This is a genomic window from Kordia jejudonensis (genome assembly GCF_001005315.1).
Classification (GTDB): Bacteria; Bacteroidota; Bacteroidia; order Flavobacteriales; family Flavobacteriaceae; genus Kordia; species Kordia jejudonensis.
Genome location: NZ_LBMG01000100.1, coordinates 1 through 5,098 on the forward strand (window position 1 = coordinate 1; position 5,098 = coordinate 5,098).

Below are 5,098 nucleotides of genomic sequence, written 5' to 3' on the forward strand. Positions count from 1 at the left end.
TACTTCCAATCCACAAACACTCTATGTCAGAGTAAGACAAACCATGACAGGCTGTTTGTCAGATACCATTCTGATAACATTAGGCGTGAATCCGCTCCCTGTATTTACCTTGCCAGCAGATGATGTACTATGTGTAGATCCAGTTACAGGGCAAGCCCTCGACATCAGAACCATTGGTGTAGACTTTGGAGCAGGATACAGTTATCAGTGGACAACACCAAGTGGAACAGCTACCACAGCCACGGTAGAAGTGGCAGAAGCAGGAACGTACAGCGTGATTGTAACCGACAACAACAATACGACCAACTGTACCTTTGATGATAGTGTGAGTTATACAGCTTCTTCAGCGCCAAGTGCGTTAGACATTGCAGTGAACACACCGGCCTTTTCAGACCTTCACAATGTCACGGCGACAGCCTCAGGCGGCTCGGGAAGTTATGAGTATCAACTCGATGATGGACAGTGGCAAACAGCAGGCATCTTTACAGACCTAGAGCCAGGACAACATACCATTACCGTACGAGATACCAATGGATGTGGAGAGATTATAAAAACCTTTGGACTGATTGACTTTATGGAGTTCTTCACGCCAAATGGAGATGCGTTTAACCCAACATGGAATATCATCGGATTACAGAATCAGCCATCAGCGAAGATATTTATCTTTGATCGGTATGGAAAACTCTTAAAACAGATCAGTCCTGCAGGACCAGGCTGGGACGGAACATTCAACGGAAACCTGATGCCATCAGCAGATTATTGGTTTAGAGTGGAATATGTAGATCCATTTGATGGAACACCAAAGGAATTTATTAATCATTTTACGTTGAAACGATAGATTTCTGTTGAAGAGAGAAAAGAGAGAAAAGAGAAGAGATGAAAGAGTAAAGAACAAAGAATAGAGAATAGAGAATAGAGAATAGAGAGAAAATAAAATTCATAAAAAAACCGAAGTCATTTTGTCTTCGGTTTTTTTGTGTGGTATAAACAAAAATCACTTCATCTTAAAAGTCGGATTTCAACCGTTTCAATTGTTATGTATATAGAATGTAAGTGTTTTATTTTTACGTAAGCATCAAACTTGTGTAAAAACAAGATGCCAAAAGAATCTATAAATCATTTTACATTAAAAAGATAAATCATCATATTTGCCCTATATATTTGTGAGACAATGACTTTAAAAAGAGGAATCCATTTAACCATAAAAAGCATTTTAGTAATTTTTATACTATTTAGCTCTCAACTTCATGCACAACTAATGCCTTCATTAATTGGAGATGCTAATGATATTGGAGGCGATTGCTTTGAAATTACAGAGAATATCAATTTTCAATCTGGAGCTATTTGGTCAGGAACGCCCATTGACATGACAAATGATTTTGTCATAGAATTTAGAGGTTTTTTTGGTACAAATGATGCTAACGGTGCGGACGGAATTACATTTATTCTAAAAAATAATGCTGCACCTCAAATTGGAAATCCTGGTGGTGGAATGGGATACGAAGGTATTGGTAACTCATTAGCTGTAGAGTTTGATACTTGGCAAAATAATGAATTAGGTGATCCGTTTTTTGACCATATTGGAATAGTGAGCAATGGTAATAATAATCACAATGCAGGTACTAGTTTGGCTGGACCAATTCAAGCTTCAGCGACATCAACAAATATTGAAGATGGTGTAGAACATATTATTCGAATAGAATGGACAGCAGCAACCACAACCATAGATGTGTATTTTGATTGTGTATTGCGACTTTCTTTCTCTGGCAATATTGTAAATACACTTTTTGGAGGAAATACAAATGCCTTTTTCGGATTTACAGGATCTACGGGTGGAGCTGTAAATTTACAACGTGTTTGTTTTGATTATGTATCATTTGCAAATTCATTATCGTTAAACGATCAAAATATTTGTCCTGGTAATATCGTTGATTCTATTGATGCAACAGTTACAGGCGCAACTTCTTATACATGGACGCCAATTACTGGTGTTAGTAATCCATCTATTCCAAATCCTACATTCAGTCCTACTACTACCACAACATATACGGTAAGCATTACAAATAGTTGTGCAGAAATAATTCAAGAAAGTTTTACCATTACATTGGATCCGCTTCCGATAGCAAACCCTATAAATGATTTTGCTGTTTGTGACGATCTTACCAATGACGGCACTGTTCCGTTTAACTTTACAAATTTAGATAGTACCGTGTTAGGCACGCAAGATCCTAACATATATGATGTATCGTATCATTTAAGTCTTTCTGATGCAAATGGCAACTTGAACCCATTAACATTTCCATACAATAACACATTGCAATGTGAAGAAATATTTGTTCGTATTCAGAATAGCTCTAATATAGCTTGTTTTGCGACAACAAGTTTTGAAGTTTGTGTAAATACGCAACCAAACGCCAATCAACCAAATGACATGATAGCGTGCGACATAGGAAACGACGGTACTGAAACATTTAATCTTTCATTGCAAGAACCCGACATATTGGGAACTCAAAATACGGCTGATGTCAATATCACTTTTCACGCTTCTCAAATAGATGCTGCTAATGACGCCAATCCACTTGCTACTATGTATAACGGTACAGATAGTGAATTTATATTTATTAGGGTTGAAAGTACTGAAGTTGGAAACGATTGTTTTGCGATAAGTTCTTTTCAATTGTTTGTAAATGAAACTCCTATTGCCAATACCGTAGCTGATTTTAGTGTCTGTGATGATGCTTCTAACGATGGAATAAACGCCTTTGATTTTTCAAACCTTAATATTACAGTACTTGGTACACAAGATCCAAATCTATTTTCGGTTACCTATCATTTAAGTCAACTAGATGCTGATAATGGTGTAAATGCACTCGTATTTCCATACACAAATACAGCACAATGCGAACGCATATATGTACGTGTTGAAAACGATACAAACTCAGCTTGTTTAGCAACGACAAATTTTGAAGTTTGTGTAAATACGCAGCCAATTGCCAATCAACCTAATGAAATAATGGTGTGTGATACAGGAAATGATAATGTTGAGATGATTGACTTATTACAACAAGAAGCTGATATCTTAGGAACTCAAAACGCCACAGATTTCAACATATCGTTTCATGCAAATCAAACGGATGCCACAAATGATGCTAGTCCACTATCCACGATGTATAATGGTATTAATAATGAAATCATATTTGTTCGAATTGAAAGTACTGAAGTTGGAAATGACTGCTTTGCGACTACTTCTTTTCAAATTTTACTAAATGAAATTCCTGTAGCGAATCCAATAGCTGATTTTAGTGTCTGTGATGATGCTTCAAACGATGGTGTAAATGCTTTCAATTTTTCAAATCTTGACCTTTTAGCACTCGGAACGCAAGATCCAAATCTATTCTTAGTTACCTATCATTTAAATCAACTAGATGCTAATGATGGTGTAAATGCACTCGTATTTCCATACACAAACACAGCACAATGTGAACGAATATACGTTCGTGTGGAAAGTATCGCAAATCCTGATTGTGCAGATACTACAAATTTTGAAGTTTGCCTAAATACACAACCTGTCGCAAATCAACCTAACAATATGATTGCTTGTGACTTTGATAATGATGGTAGTGAAATTTTTGATCTCTCACAGCAAGAAACAGATATTTTAGGTGGACAAAATGCCGCTGATTTCAACATATCATTCCATGCCAATCCATTAGATGCTAACAACAATGTAAATCCGCTACCAACACTATACAATGGCTCAAATAATGAAACTATTTCTGTACGAGTTGAAAGTACTGAAGTTGGAAACGACTGTTATGCAATTACGGATTTTGATCTAATCTTTGATAGTCCGCCAACTATAACAATACCAACAAATTTAATTGTTTGTGATGATGATGTCTCAGATGGTTTTACTGCAATCGATTTAAATATAAAAAATGCTGAAATCATCGGAACACAAACGGGGCTTTCTGTTCAATACTATTTGAGTCAGGCTGATGCGGAAAATAATAACAATCCACTTGTCTCGCCATATACCAACATCAGCAATCCACAAATGATTTTTGCACGTGTAGAAAATGGAATCACAGGATGTTTCAGTATTACGAATTTCAATATTGTTGTGAGCGAATCGCCAGTAGCGAATGTGCCTACTGCACTTGAATACTGCGACACCGACAACGATGGTTTTGGAATCTTTGATATAAGAAGTACTGAAAATGAAGTTACTGGCGGAATGACTACGGATATCTTAGTAACCTACCACGAAACGCCAGAAGATGCTGATAATGATGTCAATCCACTTCCTGATACCTATACGAACATCAATGCGGATATGCAAACCATTTATGTACGTGCGGAAAATGTCCTTACGGGATGTTTCAATGTTGTACCACTTGATTTAATCGTGAATGATGCCCCTGAGATTGCTGCCTTAGATGCGGCTACACTGGAAGAATGTGATACTGATACTGATGGTATTGCTCAGTTCGATTTAACGCTAAGCGAGGCTGATATTCTAAACGGAGAAGATCCACTAACACATCCAGTTCGGTATTACAATACACTGGCCAATGCCAACTTAGGTACTGGCGCAGGAGAAATCAATAATGTAAATGCCTACAGCAACATCACACCAAACTCACAAGTTATTTGGGTACGTGTGGATGATTTAACTACTAGCTGTTTTAGAGTAACTAATCTTACACTCATTGTCAATGAACTGCCAGCACTTGTACAATTGCCAGGTTTAGAAACCTGTGATGCGGTAAGTTTAAATGACGGAATTGAAGTATTTGATCTTTCATCACTCTCAGAACAATTACTCAACAATGCGCCAGGGATTAGTTTAGACTACTTTGCCAATGCTGCTGATTTGGCGAGTAACACACCAATTACAGATCCTGCAGCATATAGCAATACAGAAATTGGGGTACAAACCATCTTTGTATTGGCGACCAATGATACTACAGGCTGTCAAAACACGATTACCTTTAACATTACGGTTAATCCATTGCCAAGTCCAACCCTGAATCCAAATGGGATGCTCGTGGCAGATATCTGTGATGAAGACAATGATGGTTTTCAGCTTTTTGAT

General features: G+C 37.2%; 2 protein-coding genes. Both read left to right on the plus strand.

Annotated features, from left to right (window positions below; genetic code table 11):
- A partial coding sequence (locus AA089_RS22585; protein ID WP_046759295.1) for a T9SS type B sorting domain-containing protein occupies positions 1-838 on the plus strand: 838 nt, incomplete at its 5' end.
- Positions 839-1,171: 333 nt separating this feature from the next.
- On the plus strand, positions 1,172-5,098 hold a 3,927-nt coding region (locus AA089_RS23995; protein WP_241480030.1), incomplete at its 3' end, for an L-type lectin-domain containing protein.